16 protein-coding genes and 2 tRNA genes are annotated in these 20050 nt (G+C 32.9%); 7 read left to right on the top strand and 11 right to left on the bottom strand.

Annotated elements, in window-relative coordinates; translation table 11 throughout:
• The first annotated feature begins 1 nt into the window (after position 1).
• The 6 genes from oah (at position 2) to H6589_03985 (ending at position 7780) form a co-directional block, all read left to right on the top strand.
• Positions 2 to 1105 carry a 6-oxocyclohex-1-ene-1-carbonyl-CoA hydratase gene (oah, locus tag H6589_04010; GenBank protein MCB9173750.1) on the top strand — a complete coding sequence of 368 codons (1104 nt, stop codon included), beginning with the start codon at positions 2 to 4 and terminating at the stop codon, positions 1103 to 1105.
• 93 nt (positions 1106 to 1198) lie between these two features.
• Positions 1199 to 1972: an enoyl-CoA hydratase/isomerase family protein gene (locus tag H6589_04005; GenBank protein MCB9173749.1), complete on the top strand. Its 774-nt coding sequence runs from the start codon at positions 1199 to 1201 to the stop codon at positions 1970 to 1972.
• Between the two features lie 146 nt (positions 1973 to 2118).
• On the top strand, positions 2119 to 4122 hold the full coding sequence (locus H6589_04000) for a 3-hydroxyacyl-CoA dehydrogenase/enoyl-CoA hydratase family protein (GenBank protein MCB9173748.1): 2004 nt from the start codon (positions 2119 to 2121) through the stop codon (positions 4120 to 4122).
• A 147-nt stretch (positions 4123 to 4269) separates the two neighbouring features.
• A complete protein-coding gene (locus H6589_03995; protein MCB9173747.1) occupies positions 4270 to 6108 on the top strand; it encodes a 2-oxoacid:acceptor oxidoreductase subunit alpha in 1839 nt (612 codons plus the stop codon).
• Positions 6109 to 6256: 148 nt separating this feature from the next.
• Positions 6257 to 7282 (top strand): 2-oxoacid:ferredoxin oxidoreductase subunit beta, encoded by a 1026-nt coding sequence (locus tag H6589_03990; protein MCB9173746.1) that lies wholly within the window; start codon positions 6257 to 6259, stop codon positions 7280 to 7282.
• Positions 7283 to 7303: 21 nt separating this feature from the next.
• Positions 7304 to 7780, top strand: a complete 477-nt coding sequence (locus H6589_03985; protein ID MCB9173745.1) for a hypothetical protein — start codon at positions 7304 to 7306, stop codon at positions 7778 to 7780.
• Positions 7781 to 7788: 8 nt separating this feature from the next.
• Here H6589_03985 and H6589_03980 read toward each other — a convergent pair.
• The 8 genes from H6589_03980 to trxB all read right to left on the bottom strand — a co-directional run bounded on the left by H6589_03980 (position 7789) and on the right by trxB (position 15463).
• Positions 7789 to 7862 (bottom strand) — tRNA-Arg (locus tag H6589_03980).
• Between the two features lie 50 nt (positions 7863 to 7912).
• Positions 7913 to 8887: a glycosyltransferase family 9 protein gene (locus H6589_03975; protein ID MCB9173744.1), complete on the bottom strand. Its 975-nt coding sequence runs from the start codon at positions 8885 to 8887 to the stop codon at positions 7913 to 7915.
• Positions 8887 to 9702 (bottom strand): 2,3,4,5-tetrahydropyridine-2,6-dicarboxylate N-succinyltransferase, encoded by an 816-nt coding sequence (locus H6589_03970; GenBank protein MCB9173743.1) that lies wholly within the window; start codon positions 9700 to 9702, stop codon positions 8887 to 8889. Before H6589_03970 ends, H6589_03975 begins: the two co-directional genes overlap by 1 nt.
• A 1-nt stretch (position 9703) precedes the next feature.
• Complete coding sequence (locus H6589_03965; GenBank protein ID MCB9173742.1) at positions 9704 to 10870, bottom strand: glycosyltransferase; 1167 nt, start codon at positions 10868 to 10870, stop codon at positions 9704 to 9706.
• Complete coding sequence (locus H6589_03960; GenBank protein MCB9173741.1) at positions 10870 to 12060, bottom strand: glycosyltransferase family 4 protein; 1191 nt, start codon at positions 12058 to 12060, stop codon at positions 10870 to 10872. The genes H6589_03965 and H6589_03960 overlap by 1 nt, the downstream gene beginning before the upstream one ends.
• On the bottom strand, positions 12057 to 13490 hold the full coding sequence (locus tag H6589_03955; GenBank protein ID MCB9173740.1) for an LptF/LptG family permease: 1434 nt from the start codon (positions 13488 to 13490) through the stop codon (positions 12057 to 12059). Before H6589_03955 ends, H6589_03960 begins: the two co-directional genes overlap by 4 nt.
• A 114-nt stretch (positions 13491 to 13604) precedes the next feature.
• Positions 13605 to 14492 carry a 3-hydroxybutyryl-CoA dehydrogenase gene (locus H6589_03950; GenBank protein MCB9173739.1) on the bottom strand — a complete coding sequence of 296 codons (888 nt, stop codon included), beginning with the start codon at positions 14490 to 14492 and terminating at the stop codon, positions 13605 to 13607.
• A 17-nt stretch (positions 14493 to 14509) separates the two neighbouring features.
• The gene (gene trxB / locus H6589_03945; protein ID MCB9173738.1) at positions 14510 to 15463 is read right to left on the bottom strand and encodes a thioredoxin-disulfide reductase; all 954 of its coding nucleotides are present in this window, start codon (positions 15461 to 15463) and stop codon (positions 14510 to 14512) included.
• Positions 15464 to 15580: 117 nt separating this feature from the next.
• Between trxB and H6589_03940 the strand changes: the two genes are divergently transcribed.
• Positions 15581 to 15654: transfer RNA gene (locus tag H6589_03940), tRNA-Pro, on the top strand.
• Positions 15655 to 15720: 66 nt separating this feature from the next.
• Here H6589_03940 and H6589_03935 read toward each other — a convergent pair.
• The 3 genes from H6589_03935 to H6589_03925 all read right to left on the bottom strand — a co-directional run bounded on the left by H6589_03935 (position 15721) and on the right by H6589_03925 (position 20034).
• The gene (locus H6589_03935; GenBank protein ID MCB9173737.1) at positions 15721 to 16104 is read right to left on the bottom strand and encodes a DUF1987 domain-containing protein; all 384 of its coding nucleotides are present in this window, start codon (positions 16102 to 16104) and stop codon (positions 15721 to 15723) included.
• 13 nt (positions 16105 to 16117) lie between these two features.
• Positions 16118 to 16663, bottom strand: coding sequence for a hypothetical protein (locus H6589_03930; GenBank protein MCB9173736.1), 546 nt, complete (start codon positions 16661 to 16663; stop codon positions 16118 to 16120).
• Positions 16664 to 16743: 80 nt separating this feature from the next.
• Entirely contained in the window at positions 16744 to 20034 is a 3291-nt protein-coding gene (locus tag H6589_03925) for a SpoIIE family protein phosphatase (GenBank protein MCB9173735.1), read from the bottom strand.
• Positions 20035 to 20050: the final 16 nt, after the last annotated feature.

Below are 20050 nucleotides of genomic sequence, written 5' to 3'. Positions count from 1 at the left end.
TATGGAAGCTTTAAAAAATCACAATTTAGTAGAAGGTTACAACTATACCGATATTCTTTTTGAAAAAAGACCTTGCTTAAATACCGATGGTACTCCTGTAAAAGGACTTTTTAACGCTTGGATTATACTTAACAACCCTAAACAATACAACTCATATACAACTAAAGCAGTTAAAGAAATTATTTTGGCTTTTGGTGAAGCATCGAACGATAGAAGTGTTGTAGCTGTAGTATTTACTGCCGTTGAAGACAAGGCTTTTTGTACTGGCGGAAACACCAAAGAATATGCAGAATATTATTCAGGTCAACCTCAAGAATATTCGCAATACATGCGCTTGTTTAACGACATGGTTTCTGCTATCTTAAAATGTGAAAAACCAGTTGTTTGTCGAGTAAACGGAATGCGTATTGGAGGTGGTCAAGAAATTGGAATGGCAGCAGATTATACTGTTTCTACAGATTTAGCTCGATTCGGACAAGCTGGACCAAAACATGGAAGTGCCGCTATTGGAGGTGCAACCGATTTCCTTCATCTTTATGTTGGTATTGAAAGAGCCATGTCATCGTTAACATTATGCGAACCGTGGACAGCTCATCAAGCTTATAGTATGGGCTTAATTACTGATATTGTTCCTGCACTTAAAGTGGATGGTAAATTTATTGCTAACCCATTGGTAAATATTGAAAAATATGCTGATGAATACGGTAAAGTTATTTTTGGATCAATGAAAACAGGAGAAGAATTAGCAAAAGGAAAAGAAATTTTAGCAAGAGGCGAAGTTGATTTATCAAAACTTGATGAAGCTGTAAATAAATTGATTGCAAAATTGTTACACACCTTCCCAAATTGTTCACACAAAACTTTAACTGAAGTACGTAAGAAAAAATTAGAACATTGGGACATGAACAAAGAGAGCAGCCGTGAGTGGTTAGCTTTAAACATGATGACTGAAGCTAAAGCAGGTTTCAAAGCATTTAACGATGGTCCTAAAAATGATAGAGAGGTTGATTTTGTAAAATTACGTCAGTTACTAGCTGAAGGTAAAGAATGGGATGACGAAATGCACAGAGCAATTTCTCCACAGTATAAACCACAAAATGTATAACTATTAACCGTCATTGCGAACGAAATGTAATGGAGTGAAGCAATCTTATTATTGGTATTGCTTCGTACCTCGCAATTACGAAATATATTAAAAATGGAAAAAATTAAATTAACCTATACGCACAACGAAACAGTAGCTAATATCCTGTTAGATGATGGTAAAGGAAATGTTTTAGATAACATTATGATGTTGGAGCTGTTGGATTGTTTTAAGACATTCAAAAACAACCCAAATTTGAAACTCATCACGTTTCAGGGCGAAGGAAAACATTTTTCTTTTGGAGCTAGTGTTCCTGAACATACCAAAGAATTGGCGGAGACCATGATTAAAACTTTTCACCAACTCTTTTTAAGTATAATCGACTTAGGCATTCCAACCATGGCAAAAATTACAGGACAGTGTTTGGGTGGCGGAATGGAATTGGCTTTAATCTGCAATTTCTTGTTTGCAGATAAAACTGCAAAAATGGGGCAGCCGGAAATTGTTTTAGGAGTATTTCCTCCTCCAGCTTCACTCCTACTTCCACTAAAAATTGGATATGCTAGAGCTGAAGAGTTATTGCTTACAGGTAAAGTTATTGATGCTGAAGAAGGTTATAGAATTGGTTTATTAAATCATGTTTTTGAAAACAAAGATGATTTGAATTTAGAAATGAATGCATGGATAGAGAAAAATATTGTTCCTAAAAGTGCTTCGTCATTACGTTATGGTGTAAAAGCTGCTCGAGTAAAGTTTAACCACATTTTAGGCAACTTTTTACCACAATTGGAATACATGTATGTTAAACAATTAATGGAAACTAAAGATGCTAACGAAGGCATAAATTCATTTTTAGAAAAAAGACAACCTGTTTGGGAGAATTGTTAAAATGCCTCCCCAACCCTTCCCAAAGGGAAGGGAGTTCCCCTCTTGAGAAGGGTTAGGGGTGTGTAATTTTCACAAAAAAAGGAAGATAAAAAAGATAAAAACATTATTAACCTCTCCCCTTTGGGGAGATTAGAGATGGGCACATTATGAAAAAGATAAACACAGTTGGAGTAATTGGAGCAGGAACTATGGGAGCTGCAATTGCTCAAAAATTTGCACAAGAAGGATTTACCGTTTACTTAAATGATAGAGAACAAAAGTATATCGACAAAGGAATTAACGGTATAAGAGAAATACTTGAACAAGGTGTTGAACGTAAATTGTTTACACAAGAAAAAGTTGAAGGAATAATTGGCAATATAAAAGGCACAACCAATCAAACAGATTTAAAAGTTTGTGATTTAATTGTAGAAGCAATTTTTGAAGATTTTGAAGTAAAATCAAACTTATTCAAAGCTCTTGATAAAATTGTTTCGGCTGACACGATTTTAGCAACCAATACTTCATCTTTTTCGGTAACAGAATTAGCAGAAGCAGTTTCTCATCCTGAACGTTTTGTTGGGTTGCATTACTTTTATCATGCTGCAAAAAACAGATTGGTAGAGATTATTCCAGGTGCAAAAACATCACAAGAAACGTACAAAGCAATGCAAGTTTTTTCTGTTCAATCTGGTAAAGATGCCATTACAACTAAAGATGTAAATGGCTTTGCTGTAAACAGATTTTTTGTACCTTGGTTAAACGAGGCGTGTAAAATGTTAGCTGAAGGAATTGGAAGTATCGCAGAAATTGATACAGTTTGCATGAATACCTTTGGAATAGGAATGGGGCCATTCGCATTAATGAATGCAACAGGAGTTCCAATTGCCTTACACGCACAAAAAACCTTAGAACATTTCGGACCATCTTATAAAATCTCAACAAAACTAGAAGAACAAGTTGCTTCTGGTAATAACTGGAATTTATCAGGAATGGATACTGTAAATATCACCCCAGAACTAACTAAAGCAGTAAACGATAGAATTTTAGGCGTTACTTTCTTTGTATGTTCTCAAATTTTGGCAGAAGAAGTTTGTACTGCTGTAGATTTAAATAGAGGAGCAAAAATTGGTTTACGATGGAGAAAAGGACCAGTTGATTTGATGCAACAATTTGGTGAGAGTGAGGTAAAACGAATTGTTTCAGAATTTGCTTCAATTTATGGAGAAACTATCCCTGAAGGAATAAAAGCAGAAAATTGGAATATGGAATTTGTTACCCTTGCCGTTAACGGAAGTGTTGCAACAATTACCATGTCTCGTCCAGAAGATATGAATGCCTTGAACGAAGAAGTAATGGGGCAATTAGACTGTAAATTTTCTCAGGCAGATGCTCGTCCAGATGTAGAAACGATTATTTTAACTGGTTCAGGTAAAGCTTTTGTAGCAGGTGCTGACATCAAATTCTTTGTGAAAAACATAAAATCAAATACGATTGATAACATTGTAACTTTTACAAAATACGGTCAAGAAGTATTAGAGAAAATAGATAAATCGCCTAAAAAAGTAGTAGGTATTTTAAACGGCCTAGCCTTAGGTGGAGGTATGGAATTAGCTTTATGTTGTGATGTGTTGTTGGCTGTACCAAAAACTAAAATTGCTTTCCCCGAAACAGGCATTGGAATTTACCCAGGTTTAGGAGGTACGCAACGTACTGCTTTAAGAGTAGGTAAAGGATTGGCTAAATATTTAGTCTTGACTGGTCAAATGCTAGGCGCTAAACAAGCATTGGAAATTGGTTTAATTGATGGTATAATTCAACCTTCTGAAGTATTTGATTTTATTTCAGGAGCAAAAGCCATTCCTGATAAACCAAAAATTGAACTTACAAGCGAATGGAAAGCCATTGAATTCTTATACGGAACAAACAGCTACAAATCAATAATAAAAGGAGATTATACCAATGGTGGAATTTCTACCGAAGAAGTGGCTAAATTGGGTAAAACCATGAGTTTTAAAGCTCCAATAGCCATGAATTTTGCTGAAGAATTAATTGAAGCAGCAAAAGGTCCAGCTTCGGAATTAGATAAATTGGTGGATATTTTTACCACCAAAGATGCCTTGTTAGGTTTAACTTCAATTGGTAAAAGAGTAGAGTATTCAGGGGAGTAAAAAAGCCTCCCCAACCCCTCCAAAGGAGGGACTTTAATTCCCCTCTTGAGAGGGGTTAGGGGTGTGTAATTATTTCCTAAAAAGGAAGATTAAATAAAGAAAAAACATTATTAACCTCTCCCCTTTGGGGAGATTAGAGAGGGGCTTATGACAACAGAATTAGAAAGTGTAGTAATAAAGTTTGCAGGCGATTCTGGCGATGGAATGCAACTAGCTGGAACATTATTTACTGATACCACAGCAGTAATGGGAAATGCAATAGCAACTTTCCCCGATTTCCCATCAGAAATACGAGCACCACAAGGAACGGTTGCAGGTGTTTCAGGTTTTCAAATTCATTTTGGGACATCTGGGGTTCATAGTCCAGGCGATGCACCAGATGTGTTGGTAGCAATGAATCCTGCTGCTTTAAAGGCCAATTTACATAACCTTAAACCTGCCTGTACCATTATTATTGATGGTGATTCTTATACTAAAAAAGATTTTGAAAAAGCAGGTTTTGAAGGCAATCCATTAGAAGATAACACGCTTTCAGACTATAAAGTTATTGAAGCACCAATAACTTCATTAACCAAAGCAAGTGTTGCCGATTTAGGGTTGGACAACAAAAGCATGGTACGTTGTAAAAACATGTTTACCTTAGGTATCGTGTTTTGGTTGTTTAATGAACCATTAGAGCAAACCATCAATTTCTTTAATCAGAAATTTAAAAAGAAACCAGAATTGGCTCAAGCCAATGTAAATGCGTTAAAAGCGGGGTTTAATTATGCGTTAACCATCGAAGCGATAAAATCATCCTTCACGGTATTGCCAGCAAAAAAACAGCCCGGTACTTATCGTAACATTACAGGAAATCAAGCAGCAGCTTGGGGATTTTTAGCAGCAGCAAAAAAAGCAAATAAAGAGTTGTTTTTAGGAACCTACCCGATTACGCCAGCTACCGATATTTTACACGAATTAACCAAACACAAATGGAGCGGTGTAAAAATAGTTCAAGCTGAAGACGAAATTGCAGGTATTTGCTCTGCTATTGGAGCTAGTTTTGCTGGTGATGTTGCTATTACCACTACCTCTGGACCAGGAATGGCACTAAAAACGGAAGCCATTGGTTTAGCAGTAATGACAGAACTACCATTGGTTATTGTAAATGTTCAGCGTGGAGGACCAAGTACAGGTTTACCAACTAAAACAGAACAAAGCGATTTAATGCAAGCTCTTTATGGAAGAAATGGAGAATGTCCAATAGTAGTACTTTCGGCAAGTACACCAGCCGATTGTTTCGATTGGGCTTTTGAAGCTACACGAATAGCTTTAGAACACATGACTCCAGTAATTTTGTTAACCGAAAGTTATTTAGGAAACGGTGCAGAACCTTGGAAAATTAAATTAACCGAAGAATTGCCAGACATTCATCCAAGAACATTGGATAGCTTAGATCCAAATTGGAAACCTTACCAAAGAGATAGCGAAAAACTGGCTCGCTGGTGGGTAAAACCGGGCACAAAAGGAATGGAACACCGAATTGGAGGACTAGAAAAAGATGAATGTACAGGTTGTGTATCTCACAACCCTCAAAACCATGGAAAAATGGTGGCAACTCGTCAAGAAAAAATTGATAGAATTGCTGATTTTATTCCATTGCAAAGAGTGAAAGGAAAAGATGCAACTAAGTTGTTGGTTGTTGGCTGGGGAGGTCAGTTTGGTATTTTGTTTGGAGCAGTAAACGAATTACAAAAAGAAGGAAAAGATATTGCTTTTACCCACTTTAATTACATTAATCCATTACCAAAAAACACAGCAGAAATTTTTGCCAAGTTTGATAAAATTTTGGTTTGCGAATTAAATAATGGGCAATTTGCCAATTACTTAAGAGGGCAATTTCCTCAATTTACTTATGAGCAATTTAATAAAATAGAAGGTTTGCCTTTTAAAATTAAAGATTTAAAAAATAAGTTTAACGAAATATTAGAAGCAGGCAATGCCTGAGATAGTTATTAATTAACCGATGATTTTGAATTAACTGTCATCCTGAGCCTGTCGAAGGATAAAGTTAATGAAGAAATTATTTTTCAATCACTTCGACAAGTTCAGTGTGACAAAAAATAATATTCGCAAAGACGTAAAATATAAAACAATGGAAACAGAAGCATTACAATGTCCGTTAAAACCCAAAGATTTTGCTAGCGACCAAGAAGTAAAATGGTGTCCTGGTTGTGGAGATTACGCCGTATTAAACGCTGTACAAAAAGCACTTTCGGAATTAAACGTAAAAAAAGAGGATGTTACTTTTGTATCAGGAATAGGTTGTTCGTCTCGTTTCCCGTATTACATGGATACTTACGGTTTTCATACCATACACGGTAGAGCAGCTGCAATTGCAACAGGTGTAAAAGTGGCTAATCCAAATTTAAGTGTTTGGGTAATTTCTGGCGATGGCGATTCGTTGGCTATTGGAGGAAATCATTTTATCCATGCAGTAAGAAGAAATGTAAACATGAACTTAATTTTGTTTAACAACGAAATTTATGGTTTAACCAAAGGACAATATTCACCAACTTCAGAACGCGGAAAAGTAACTAAATCATCTCCACACGGAACAGTAGAAGACCCTTTTAACCCAGCAGAATTGGCGTTAGGTGCACAAAGTAGTTTTTACGCTCGTGTGCCCGACACCGATGTTAAATTAATGACTAACGTGATGATTAGTGCAGAGAAACACCAAGGCTTATCGTTGGTTGAAGTATTACAAAATTGTGTGATATTTAACGATAAAGTACATGCTGCTATTACAGGTAAAGACACCAAAGCTGATAACCAATTAATTTTAGAACACGGTCAGCCCATGTTGTTTGGTATAGACAAAACAAAAGGTTTGCGTTTAAATGGGTTAGAATTAGAAGTGGTAACATTAGGCGAAAAAGGAATTACTGAAAAGGATATTTTAGTACACGATGAAACAATTGTTAATCCTACCTTGCATTATATGTTGGCTCGTATGCGTTTACCAGAACTACCCATAGCAATGGGCGTTATTAGAAATGTTGGTAAAAATGTTTATGATAAAGCTTTACATGAGCAAATAAAAAGTGAAAAAACGAATAGCAAATACAAAAATTTAAACGATTTATTTTTAAGTGGTAATACGTTTAAAGTAAGCTAAATCATTTCATTAAATTTGGGTATGCAAAATACCTTAGATATCGCTACTCGATTGAAATTACTTCAACATCAGGTAAGTAAATTTATTACTTTTTACAAGCAGGATGTTGATTTCAATAAAAAAGTTTATCCTTTATGGTCTGCAAAAGATGTGTTAGGGCATATAACTTTTTGGCACGAGAGTTTTGCTCGAAATTTGTTAGACTTGGCTGAAGGCAGAAAGCCTAATCCATTAAAAGGAAAGTTGTCGGAAGTGAATAATTTAAGTGTGAGTTCTACCAAAGCTAGCATGATTCAAGAACTTCTGGATAGGTTAGCAACAGCTCAAAAAGTTATTGATAGTCATATTTTAAATGATGCTATTCTAGAAATCCCATATAAAAAGGGTTCAAGAAATTATACAAGATTAGAACACCTTGAAGTGGTAGAAAGACATATTTCCAAGCATTTAAAGGATTTTAGGGAAATGACAAAAAAACCCTATAACAAAGTGTTATAGGGTTTTTGTGACCTCGACAGGATTCAAACCTGTAACCTTCTGAGCCGTAATCAGATGCGCTATTCAGTTACGCCACGAGGCCAATAATTCCTGCAAATATACAAATCGAATTTTATTAATACTTTGTTTGAGCTAGATATTTATATCATTTCCACATTTAAAATGTGATTCGGGACATTCTTTTTTACCATGCAGTCCACATGGGCGACAGGCTAAATCAAAATTAATTTCAACGATTTTAGCATTATCGGATAAAGGACCAAAACCAAACGTTGGTTTAGTAGAACAAAAATACGCAGTAACAGGAGCATTCATAGCTGAAGAAATATGTAATGGGGCTGAATCGTTTACATGATTCATTTCTGCATGCTGCATTAGAGCTGCGGATTGTAATAAGGTTAGTTTTCCAGCTAAGTTAATTACATTTTTATTTCTTGAAGTTTGAATTAACTCATCACACAATTCTTTATCTGAAGTTGAACCCAACAAATAAATAATTTGATTGTCGTTGGTTTTCTGAATAATATCCATCCACTTTTGTTTAGGCAATTGCTTGGTAAACCAAACTGAACTAGGAGCTAAACAAATGTATTTATCTTTTTTATAAGATTGAACAACTTCATAATCTTGATTTGAAGGGTACAATCGTGGTTTTTCGGCGACATCGTCAGTAAATTCTTTAATCAATTTCTGATTACGCTCAATTTCGTGCAAACCATTTCCAATACTATGTTCAACAGCGTATTTAAATAAAAACGATAATGGATTTTTTTTAAAACCAACAGTAATTTTAGCACCAGAAAAAGCGGTTAAAACTCCACTCGATGCAAAACGCTGCAAGTTAACAACCAAATCGTATTTTTTTGCGTGAATACTTTTAGATAACAATTTTAAATTACTGTACTTTCCTTCTTTCTTATCCCAAATTAAAACATCGTTTAATTTAGGATGGTTATCTAATAAACTTTCGTTACCCTTTCTCAGCAAAAAATCTATTTTAGCTTCAGGATAAAACGCATTTAGTTTTTCAATTAAAGAAGTTGCAAGTATTACATCTCCTATAAAAGCGGTTTGTATAATTAATATTTTGTTAAAGCTATACTTCATTAAACGGCTACACTATAATCTCTTAACACATCATTCAACGATGTTTTAAGGTCTGTGCTTGCTTTTCTTTTGCCAATAATTAATGCACAAGGCACTTGATAATCTCCAGCTTTAAATTTTTTGGTATAAGAACCAGGTATTACCACACTTCGTTCAGGAACTTCTCCAATATATTCTATTGGACTATCTCCGCTTACATCAATAATTTTTGTAGATTTTGTTAATACAACATTTGCTCCTAAAACTGCTTCTTTTCGAACTCTAACACCTTCTACAACAATACATCTTGAACCAACAAAACAACCGTCTTCAATAATAACTGGAGCCGCTTGTAAGGGCTCTAAAACACCGCCAATACCTACTCCACCACTTAAATGCACATTTTTACCTATTTGTGCACACGAACCTACCGTTGCCCATGTATCAACCATAGTTCCTGAATCTACATAAGCACCAATATTTACATACGATGGCATCATAATTACTCCACTGGCTAAAAATGCACCATAACGAGCAACAGCATGAGGCACAACTCTCACTCCTAATGCAGCGTAATTGGTTTTTAATTTCATTTTATCATGAAACTCAAATGGACCCACCTCAATAGTTTCCATTTTTTGAATAGGAAAATATAACACTACTGCTTTTTTAACCCATTCGTTAACCTGCCAATTTTCACCAACAGGTTCAGCAACTCTTAATGTACCTTTATCAATCCTATCAATAACCAATCTAATTGCATCTTGATATTCTAATTGATTAAGTAATTCTCTTTGTTCCCAAACTTGTTCTATCGTTTCTTTTAGCTTTTGCATATTATTTTGATGTAATTAATTGTTCTAAAATTTGCGTTGTTCCTTCCCATGTAAAATGTTGTTTTACATACTGATGACCATTTTCTGAAATAGTAATATAAAGTTCCTTATTTTCTAATAAACTCAACACATGATTTGCATATTCTTCAGAACTATTTCCAATTAAAATATTCTTGTTGTGTTCTGCTCCCAGCGCATTGTTTGCCAAGTTTGAAGTAATACAAGGTAATTTCATTGCCATGGCTTCCAATAATTTGTTTTGTAATCCTGTACCTATTTGCATTGGAGCAATAAATATTTTCGATTCAGAATAATACGAAGAAATATCATCTACCCATCCCGTTACTATAACTTTGTCCGATTTCAACGCTGTTATTTTAGAATCTGGATTTGAGCCAACTATTGCAATATTTATAGTAGGATTTTGATTCCATATCAGCGGCATAATTTCTTTAACAATATAAATTGCACTTGTAATATTCGGGGGATAACTCATATTACCCGTAAAAATCAAATCATACTTCTTCTCTGCATCTTTAAACTGATACGTAGAATAATCAACCCCATTCTGAACAACCACAATAGAATCATTTTTAATGTTTACAATTAGTTCTTTGTCTTGTTTTGATATGATGGTATGGTGATTAAAATCGTTAAAAATAAAATGTTCATACCGCTTTAATCGCTCAGTTTCAATTTTCAAGAATGGTTTTAAATAAAATGGAGCTTCTTCAATTCTACGTTCCATACCTCTAGCCAAAGCATCCATATAATCCAATGTTTTTGGAATTTTAGAATGCCGAACATATTCAGTAACTCTAATTAGCTGACAATAAATATAATCAGGCTGAACCTTTTCTATAAACTTGTTAACCTTATCTTGAGCTGATTTATTATAGAAATAACTTACTTGTAACGACTTTTTAGTAAAAATTAATTTATGAATTAGATTGAAGAAAATTTTAACCTTAAACAATCTTATCACTTCAATTTCTACACAGTATTTTTTTAAAACATCATAATTTTCTTTAGAAACAGGTTCATCAGAAAGTGCACACAAATATATTTCATGTTTTTCTGACAACTCTTTGATTTGATGAAAAACACGGAGTTTATCACCTTTTTCTAAAGGATAAGGAAATCTTGATAATAAAACTAAAATTTTCATTAATTACTTTTAATAAATCTTATTAATTCTCTAACAATTTGTTTGTTGTCATAATTTTCTTCAATCAATAATCTTGCATTTTTTGATATTAAATCAACCATCCCTTTATCATTAAAACAATCTTCCAATAATCTAACAAATTCGTCTTTATTGTTTGCAACTAAAACATTTTTTTTGTTTTCACAAGATATTCCTTCAAATGCAATTGCAGTTCCTATTACAGTTTTTTGAAGTGCCATAGCTTCTATAATTTTCACTCGCATTCCACTACCTGAAAACAATGGAACTACCATTATATTATTATTGCTAATAAATTCTAATGCATTGTCAACTTCTCCTATTACGTTTATGTTTTTGTGTTTTAGTTCCATTAACCACAATGGCATCTTTTTACCAGCTAAAACAAAGAATGGTTTATTATTAGTTTTTACAATGGTAGACCATACTTCTTTTATAAACCACTCAATCCCTCTTAAATTTGGCAACCAATCCATACTCCCAATATAAAATACTTTATTCTCGTTAATCACTTCTTTTATACTATAATCTTGCAAATCTATTCCAAAAGGAAAAACTTCAATAGGAATATGAGTGATGTATTTTTGTATTTCCTGTTTATCTCTTTCCGTAATTGCTGCAATAAAATCAAAGTTTTTAAATACTGCAACTTCATATTGCTTTAGTTGTTTAGCTAGTATTTTAAAATATATCTTTTTTATAATATTTTTTTCGAATTCAGCATTTCTTTGCCATATCTCATATTCAACATTATGTGCTCGATAAACTAATTTTGCAGATGAATTTTTTTTAACCACACCTATATAAGGTGATACATAAAGCCCTTCGAATAGAACTACATCAAAATCTCCCCTCTTTAAATTATTAAGAATTAATTCTTCAAACTCGTTAGAATAAAACCGAGAAATATTATACGATTTTGATTGACAAAAATTTATTAAAGCAGGAACAATCTTAACTGACGTATCTACAAAGATTGATTCAATATCTGTTTTTTTAATATAATCTTCTGGTAACTGATTTTTTATAAAAGGATGTTTTTTTGTATTTAATGTAAGAATTTTCACCTCAATATTCTCTTCTAAAAACCCTTTTGTAAAGTTATGAGTAGCTTTACACCCTCCATCTATTGATGGTAGAGGTGGCTTCGAACAAATTTGAAGAATCTTCATTTTTCCTTTTTCTTAAAAAACTTCTTTATAAAACTAGTGTAAGCATCAACATTAAACATTTCAGAATCTGTTGTTGCTTTATAGGTAAAGAAAAAACCCAATGGAAATAAAAAAGCAGTCGCCAACCACATGCCTTGATACACCTCAATTACTTTTTCTTTAGCCATTTTTTCGCCACTAATTGATAATATCCAAAACAACAAGAAAAATATTACTGAAATAACCACTGGCATACCTAAACCACCTTTACGAACTATAGCTCCTAATGGAGCACCTATAAAAAACATAATTAAACAAGCCAACGAAAATGTGAATTTTCGATGCCATTCTACTTCAAAATTTATGAGATTCTCATCATGAAAATCTAGTTCAACTACCATTGCCGAAGAACGACCTTTATTAGTTCTAGCACTATTTAAGGCTATATTAAAAATTTGGTCGCGCTGCTCTTTGTTTACTTTTTTCAATGCTTCATCTAAAGTTATTTTAGCTGCATTAGTATTCTGCTGATAAGTTTGTTTAAATAGAGTATCGTTTACAATGTATGATGATTGAATTGCATTGAAAAAATCGGTAGTTCGATGATTAAAATAATTTACAATAGTGTCAGTTTTTTCGCTTAACTGACGAAGGTTTAACATTCTGTAATCTTCCTTAAACAATTCTTCGTCTGTCCTATTTAGTTTAAATCCAGTTAAATCTATTCTCATTTCATGCTCATCAAACGAAAACCTAGATAGAGGATAGATTTTATCTACTCTACCCTCAAATTTTTCTTGATAATCAACCCCGTGATAAAGTTTAACCAAAAAATAAGACTTATCAGGAGAAATTTGCATGATGCCCGAATCAGCAATAGTTAACTGTCTATTTCCATTATCAGCCGTATGATTGTAAATCATTACTTTTTTAAGCATATCACCCTCTTCAGTTGGAACTTTATCTTTAACTCTAATTACATATCCATCTATTTCATTGTAAAAAACATCAGGCAAAATATTAAACGCAGGTTTTTGAGAGCGAATATCGTGTAACAACGAATAGAATTTTAAATTAGCAACAGGTATTATATTATTAGCAAAAAAGAAGGCACTTAATGTAATAATAGTTACCAATATAATTAGAGGCTGCATTACTTTTTGAAGAGAAATTCCAGCAGCCTTAAACGAAACCAATTCAAAATGTTCGCCAAGATTACCGAATGTCATTAATGAAGCTAAAAGAATGGCTAAGGGCAATGCCAATGGAACTAAATTGGCAGAAGCAAAAATCAACAATTCAGCAATAATATACCACTCTAACCCTTTACCAAGCATCTCATCAATATACAACCAAATAAATTGCATTAAAAGCACAAACAAAGCAATAAAGAAGGTCATGATAAATGGCCCAATAAATGACTTGATGATAAATAGATTTGCTTTTTTCACTGATTTGATTTCAACTTCAAATATAAGTTAACTGATGAAATATCTAAATGGTTTATAACATAAACGTCATTTCACTATAAAAATGAAATGACGTTCAATTATTTTTTATTATTTCTACTTAAACTGGCTTGAAACAATTAAATCTTTTGTACCGTGAGTCCACTCATAAAATCCTTCTCCATTTTTAACACCCATTTTACCTGCTGTAACCATGTTTACCAATAACGGACATGGAGCATATTTTGGATTACCGAAACCATCATGCAAAACATTTAAAATAGATAGGCAAACATCCAATCCAATAAAATCAGCCAATTGTAACGGACCCATAGGATGAGCCATTCCCAACTTCATTACGGTATCAATCTCTTCAACTCCGGCAACACCTTCATACAACGTAATAATTGCTTCATTAATCATTGGCATTAAAATTCTATTTGCTACAAACCCTGGATAATCGTTTACTTCAACTGGAACTTTACCTAATTTTTTAGATAATTCCATGATAGTATTTGTTACTTCATCAGATGTAGAATATCCTCTAATAATCTCTACCAATTTCATAATTGGCACCGGATTCATAAAGTGCATACCTATTACTTTATCAGCACGATTAGTAACTGATGCAATTTTTGTTATAGAAATAGACGATGTATTAGATGCTAAGATTACTGATGAGTCAGTAACTTCATCAAGAGTTTTAAATATCTTTAATTTTAAGTCAATGTTTTCTGTTGCTGCTTCAACGACTAAATCAACTCCATTAACACCACTACTTAAATCGGTATAAGTTGTTATGTTACTCAAGGTATGTGATTTGTCGCCCTCAGAAATTTTTTCCTTTATCACCATACGATCTAAATTTTTGGTGATAGTCGAAATTGCTTTATCTAAGGCTGGTTGAGAAACATCAATTAAATTTACTTTAAAACCACTTTGAGCAAAAGTGTGAGCTATACCATTACCCATTGTGCCTGCTCCTATTACTGCTATATTTTTCATTTTTTTATATTTTTATATTAATGACCTAATGCTGCTAAATATCGCTCAGCATCTAACGCCGCCATACAACCTGTTCCTGCAGCAGTTATTGCCTGACGATATGTTTTATCAGCAGCATCTCCCGAAACAAAAACCCCTTCTACATTGGTTTTTGATGTTCCTGGTTTCGCATATTCAATATATCCTGCTGCATCTAAATTAATGTAATCTTTAAAAATTTCGGTATTTGGCGTATGTCCAATAGCAACAAAAAATCCAGTACAAGGAATTACTTTTACTTCTCCTGTTTGGTTATTTTTAACTCTAACGCCTGTTACTAAATCATTTTCACCTAAAACTTCTTCAGTTTCTGTGTTGTATAAAATTTCAATATTTGGTGTTTTCTTAACCCTATCAGCCATAATTTTTGATGCTCTAAAATCATCCTTTCTAACCAACATGGTAACTTTTTTACAAATGTTAGACAAATAATGAGCTTCCTCACAAGCTGAATCGCCAGCTCCAACAATTACCGTTTCTTGATTTCTATAAAAGAATCCATCGCATACTGCACAAGCAGAAACGCCTCCTCCTGCTTTTAAATAATGTTGTTCGGATGGTAACCCTAAATATTTAGCACTAGCACCTGTAGAAATAATTACTGTATCAGCATGAATTTCTTTTTTATCCTCAATCCAAACTTTATGTACTGGACCAGTAAAATCAACTTTAGTTACCCAACCATTTCTAATATCCGTATTAAATCGTTTTGCTTGATTTTCGAGTTGTATCATCATTTCTGGACCCGTAACTCCATCGGGATATCCAGGAAAATTTTCAACCTCATTAGTTGTGGTTAATTGTCCACCGGGCTGCATTCCTTGATATAAAACTGGGTTCATATTTGCTCGTGCAGCATAAATTGCCGCTGTGTATCCTGCTGGACCAGAGCCTATGATTAAACATTTTACCTTTTCTATTTGTTCTGACATAAGTTTTATTTGTTTTTTGAGATTACAAATTTACTCAAAATGAATAAGGTTTTTTGGATATTTTATTCACATAAAAGGAGTTTTAATAACATTTTTTATTAGAATTGCAGTAGAATTCGGGATGTAGCTCAGCTCGGTAGAGTACACGTCTGGGGGGCGTGTGGTCGCAGGTTCAAATCCTGTCATCCCGACTTAAACAACAAAAAAGCTCTTAGGTGTCTAAGAGCTTTTTTGTTTTATGTGAAATGAATCAGGTTTTAATCCTCTTCTACTTCTATCATTTTAAAGGGTACACTAATAATTGCTTGGTAATCTTCACCTGCCTCTAACATATCCTCATCATCTTCTTCGTAGTACCAATTAATGGTAACTTCACTACTTCCAGCATTAATAGCTTCCAACTTCTTAAATACATCCAAAATACACTTTGATGAACTTGTATTGAAATACTCCAATTGAATATCCACTTTAGTTTGAGACTTTGAGCTTTTATTGTAAGCCTCTAATGCATCTACCAACGGCTTATAAAACTCAATGGAATTTTCAGGAATTGATCTACCTCTTACTAATAAGTATCCTGTCTCAGGGTTAAACTTAATGGTTGGTGTTTTTGGTGATCCTTCTATTATTAACTCTTCCATATTCAAATATTATTTATTGTGCGATATTAACTATTAAACTAAAAAAAGAAAACTTACTATCTATATTCACAAAGCTGTAATCTAATTTTCTACCAGATTTTCTTGCTATATCAATCATACCTAAACCTCCTCCGCCTTTAGCAGACATTTCTCCATTATTAAGTACCTCTTTATAGTAATCTTTCAATTCTTCTTTATCCATACTGTTAATCTTATCTAACTTCGATTTCAGATGATTAACATTTTCATTTGCAATGTAATTCCCTGTCATTATTGAATAATCACCTTCGTCGCTTTTTCTAATCATAAACAAAGCTGATTTTTCGTTAGCAGCAGTTAAAGTATCATCTTCGTCAATATGATGATACAAGTTTTGCAAACACTCAACAAGAATATTGTAAACCTTCTTCTTGATTTTAGGAGATTCGTCTAAAACTTCCATTTTAGACTCCATAATCTGAAGTATAGAGGTGAGTAAGTCGGAAGTTACTTCTCCTTTAAAAGAGAGCATTATATTTCCGTCTTCCATCATATTATAAAAATCGTGTATATTTTTCATTAACTATACTTCAACTTTTCCTATTCGTTTTCCAAAGATATTAATTTGATTGAATAATTCAAGTTTTAACTAATTTATTTTTAAAATTTAATTCCTATCACTAAAATATCATCAACCTGCTCAAGATTACCTTTCCACTCATTAAAATATGTTTTAAGTTCACCTTCTTGATTTTGCATATCTAAATCAATATTTTGTTTGATAATTTCTTGAAACTTTTTAACCATAATTTTTTTACCTCCTAATCCTCTAGCTTGTTCATCAATTCCTCCAAACTGATCAGGATAACCATCGGTAAATAAATAAATAATATCTCCTTCGGTTATATCTATTTTATGATTGGTAAATAACTTGTTTTCTTGTATCTGTTTTCCTCCACCTATAGGATACTTATCAGCTTCTATTTTAATTAACTCCTTGTTTTTAAACAGATATAATGGACGATAAGCCCCTGCAAATTCTAGCTCTTTTGTTTCTTTGTCAAAAACAATTAATGACATGTCCATTCCATCTTTAGTATCGAAATTATCATCTTGTTTTAGAGCTTTAACAACAGCTTTATCCAATTTATTGAGAATCTCCGAAGGTATAATCACATCTTCCTTCACTACAATTTGATGCAATAAATTATGCCCAATCATACTCATGAATGCACCCGGAACCCCATGTCCAGTACAATCAACAGCTGCAAGAATACATTTGTTATTTTTAGTACCAAACCAATAAAAATCGCCACTAACAATATCTTTAGGAGAATAATATATAAATGAATTGGGAAAATGTTTTTTAACCTCGTTTAACGGTGGGAGAATAGCCTCCTGAATTCTTTTAGCGTATGTTATACTGCTTAAAATATCTTTGTTTTTTTCTTGAAGTTCTTTTGTTCTTTCTGTTACTTTTTGAGCCAACATTCTCTTTTCAGTCAACAATTTACGTTCTCTGAATTTAATAAAGCCGAAAATAAAAACAACAAGTAAGATTGTGCAAACAATATAAAACCAAGTTGTTTTCCAAAATGGCGGAATGATTTTTATATGAATAGCAACCCCCTCCTCATTCCATACCCCATCATTATTAGATGCTCTAACTCGTAATACATAATCACCTCCAGGTAAATTATTATAACTTACATATCTTCTTTTTGTAGGAGGATTCCAGTCCTCATCAATACCTTCTAGCTTCCACGAAAACATGTTTTTAGTAGGCAAATTAAAATCAATACCTACAAACTCGAAAGAAAAAAACTGATCCTTGTAACTTAACTCTAAATATTTTTTCTGAGAAATATTCGAATCCAGTTCCACTTCTTTCTCAAAAATTTTAAATGAAGTAAAGTAAACTGGTGGCTGATGTGGGTTATCAATTACTTTTTCAGGATAAAATGAATTAAACCCATTAATTCCACCAAAAAACATCTCTCCATCGTTTGATACATGGTATGCCCCTTGATTAAATTCATTGGATTGAAGCCCATCAATTTCAAAGTAATTTTTAAATTGAGCTATTTGATTTTTTGCATAAAGCTTCAAATCAAGTTTGGATAACCCAAAATTGGTACTTATCCATAATACATTCTTATTGTCTTTTAAAACTCCATAAATATATTCGTTTGGAAGACCATCAATCTCAAAAAACCAAAGAACAGCATTGTCTTTTGTATTCAAATGCACCAACCCAGCATTTGTTCCTATCCAGAAATTCTTATCATCTATTTTTTCAATAGAATTAATGGTTACTTCATTATTTTTAATATCTACTCTATTAATTTTATTACTATAAACATCTAACACACACAAACCATTACTCGTACCAACATAAAGCTTGTCATCTTCCTTATCGGAAAACAAACTTGTAACGTTACTACCAACTAAACCATCGCCAGTAAAAAAATTTCTAATCGATTTCTTTTCTTTATCGAATTTATTAAGCCCATTTAATGTCGCTATCCAAATATTTCCAAATTTATCCTCATCAATATCTACAACAGTGTTGTTTGAAATTGAAGTTCCATTCAAAACTTTACCTTCCTCTAAAGGTTGTGAAAATTGTTTACTTACAGGGTCGTAAAAATTTGCACCACCACCCCATGAACCTATCCAAACCAACCCATCTTGGTCTTGATGCAGCGATAAAATACGAGAATGGATTTTGTTTTCTGGAAAAGTAATCTGTCTGTATTCATTTTTATTTCTGTCAAGAATATTTATTCCTCCCCCCAATGTACCTAGCCATAAATTACCATCAGTAGTTTTTAAAATAGACATTACGGTATTTTCTGATAGGGTATTGACCTTGTTTTCTTCTTTAAAATAATGTCTAAATCGATTGGCTAATTGTTTATAGATGTTAAGCCCACCTCCATCGGTTCCTACCCAATAAATGTTATTATTACTACCTAATACACATGTAATGTTGTTGTTGTTTAATGAATAAGTGTTTGATTCATTTCTATAATGTTTAGTAAACTCATTGGTTTTAGGATTAAATACATTTAATCCATTAAAAGTTCCTATCCAAATCGTTCCATCAGGCATTTGAGTGAGACATCTTACCCTCTCATTAGAAATATTTTTAGTGGACTTACCTTCTACAAAATATTGAAACTGATTTATTTTTGGCTGGTATTTAATTAACCCTGAATTATTCGTTCCCATCCATACATTTCCAGCTAAATCTTCTAAAACCGTTCTTACTTTTTCGCTACCTGGCACCTTTAAACCACCATTTTTAGTGGTATCTTTAACTTGTGTAAATTGTTGTGATTTTTTATTGAAGATATGTAGCCCTTCTCCAAAAGTTGCAACATACAATTGATTTTTATTTGATGAAAGAACAATACTCCACACTCTGTTACTTTTTAATCCTTTTTCGTGTGGGTAATAGTTGGTAAATGTTTTTCGGTCTTTATCCAAACTACACATCCCCCCTTCAGTTCCTATCCATAAAACACCATTTTCATCTTCTGTAATAGACCGAATTGTATTGTTTATCAATGTATTTTTTACGGTAGGATTTTGCTTAAAAACTGTAAACTTATTAGTAAATCTGTTGTATGAGTTTAATCCTGCATCATTAGTCCCTATCCAAATAATACCTGTTTTATCTTCAAAAATGGACAAAATATTATTACCTGAAAGTGATAAAGAATCATGCGGATTGGTTTTAATAATTTCAATAGAATATCCATCGTATTTATTTAATCCATCTTGAGTTCCTACCCAAATAAATCCATATTTATCTTCTAAAATACAGTTTACAACACTTTGAGACAACCCATCAGAATTGGTTATCTGATTAAACCTCAAATCTTGTGCAACAACACCTTGTAACAAGGCAAGTATAAAACCGATATGTAAAAATATTTTTGGCAATAAATTGATTTTATTC

The organism is Flavobacteriales bacterium, assembly GCA_020635795.1.
GTDB lineage: Bacteria > Bacteroidota > Bacteroidia > Flavobacteriales_E > Vicingaceae > Vicingus.
The sequence above is the reverse complement of the archived record's forward strand: the minus strand, read 5'-3'. Positions and strand labels throughout refer to the sequence as shown.